The sequence below is a fragment of the Finegoldia dalianensis genome, from assembly GCF_046255015.1.
GTDB classification, from domain to species: Bacteria; Bacillota; Clostridia; order Tissierellales; family Peptoniphilaceae; genus Finegoldia; species Finegoldia magna.
The window spans coordinates 1-1,918 of the sequence record NZ_JBDLBQ010000013.1; the positions used below are offsets into that span (position 1 = coordinate 1).

Consider the following 1,918-nt stretch of genomic DNA (forward strand, 5'->3'; position numbering starts at 1 on the left):
GAGTTTATGGAAGAAGTTTTAATTGATGATAATATGGTTTTTGATATTGATAATTTAAAAGGATTTCTTAATGATACCAGTTCATTTGGGTTTATAGCTAAAGAAAATAATAAAATTATAGGATTTGCATATTGCTATACACTTTTAAGACCTGATGGAAAAACAATGTTTTATTTACACTCAATAGGAATGTTACCTAACTATCAAGACAAAGGTTATGGTTCAAAATTATTATCTTTTATTAAGGAATATTCTAAAGAGATTGGTTGTTCTGAAATGTTTTTAATAACTGATAAAGGTAATCCTAGAGCTTGCCATGTATATGAAAAATTAGGTGGTAAAAATGATTATAAAGATGAAATAGTATATGTATATGATTATGAAAAAGGTGATAAATAAATGAATATAGTTGAAAATGAAATATGTATAAGAACTTTAATAGATGATGATTTTCCTTTGATGTTAAAATGGTTAACTGATGAAAGAGTATTAGAATTTTATGGTGGTAGAGATAAAAAATATACATTAGAATCATTAAAAAAACATTATACAGAGCCTTGGGAAGATGAAGTTTTTAGAGTAATTATTGAATATAACAATGTTCCTATTGGATATGGACAAATATATAAAATGTATGATGAGTTATATACTGATTATCATTATCCAAAAACTGATGAGATAGTCTATGGTATGGATCAATTTATAGGAGAGCCAAATTATTGGAGTAAAGGAATTGGTACAAGATATATTAAATTGATTTTTGAATTTTTGAAAAAAGAAAGAAATGCTAATGCAGTTATTTTAGACCCTCATAAAAATAATCCAAGAGCAATAAGGGCATACCAAAAATCTGGTTTTAGAATTATTGAAGATTTGCCAGAACATGAATTACACGAGGGCAAAAAAGAAGATTGTTATTTAATGGAATATAGATATGATGATAATGCCACAAATGTTAAGGCAATGAAATATTTAATTGAGCATTACTTTGATAATTTCAAAGTAGATAGTATTGAAATAATCGGTAGTGGTTATGATAGTGTGGCATATTTAGTTAATAATGAATACATTTTTAAAACAAAATTTAGTACTAATAAGAAAAAAGGTTATGCAAAAGAAAAAGCAATATATAATTTTTTAAATACAAATTTAGAAACTAATGTAAAAATTCCTAATATTGAATATTCGTATATTAGTGATGAATTATCTATACTAGGTTATAAAGAAATTAAAGGAACTTTTTTAACACCAGAAATTTATTCTACTATGTCAGAAGAAGAACAAAATTTGTTAAAACGAGATATTGCCAGTTTTTTAAGACAAATGCACGGTTTAGATTATACAGATATTAGTGAATGTACTATTGATAATAAACAAAATGTATTAGAAGAGTATATATTGTTGCGTGAAACTATTTATAATGATTTAACTGATATAGAAAAAGATTATATAGAAAGTTTTATGGAAAGACTAAATGCAACAACAGTTTTTGAGGGTAAAAAGTGTTTATGCCATAATGATTTTAGTTGTAATCATCTATTGTTAGATGGCAATAATAGATTAACTGGAATAATTGATTTTGGAGATTCTGGAATTATAGATGAATATTGTGATTTTATATACTTACTTGAAGATAGTGAAGAAGAAATAGGAACAAATTTTGGAGAAGATATATTAAGAATGTATGGAAATATAGATATTGAGAAAGCAAAAGAATATCAAGATATAGTTGAAGAATATTATCCTATTGAAACTATTGTTTATGGAATTAAAAATATTAAACAGGAATTTATCGAAAATGGTAGAAAAGAAATTTATAAAAGGACTTATAAAGATTGATTATATAATATATGAAAAGCTATTATAAAAGACATTAGTATTAAATAGTTTAAAAAAATGAAAAATAATAAAGGAAGTG

General features: G+C 24.3%; 2 protein-coding genes. Both read left to right on the forward strand.

The genetic code is table 11. The annotated features are described in order from the left end of the window. Positions 1–399 (forward strand): GNAT family N-acetyltransferase (locus ABDJ34_RS09975; protein ID WP_000341232.1); only part of this gene is annotated, 399 nt, incomplete at its 5' end. Next, on the forward strand, positions 400–1,839 hold the full coding sequence (locus tag ABDJ34_RS09980) for a bifunctional aminoglycoside N-acetyltransferase AAC(6')-Ie/aminoglycoside O-phosphotransferase APH(2'')-Ia (protein ID WP_001028144.1): 1,440 nt from the start codon (positions 400–402) through the stop codon (positions 1,837–1,839). It begins immediately after the preceding gene. The last annotated feature ends 79 nt before the right edge of the window (positions 1,840–1,918 follow it).

Coding starts and splice junctions, on each gene's coding strand:
- ABDJ34_RS09980 (WP_001028144.1), top strand. CDS start 400: ATGAATATAGTTGAAAATGAAATATGTATAAGAACTTTAATAGATGAT.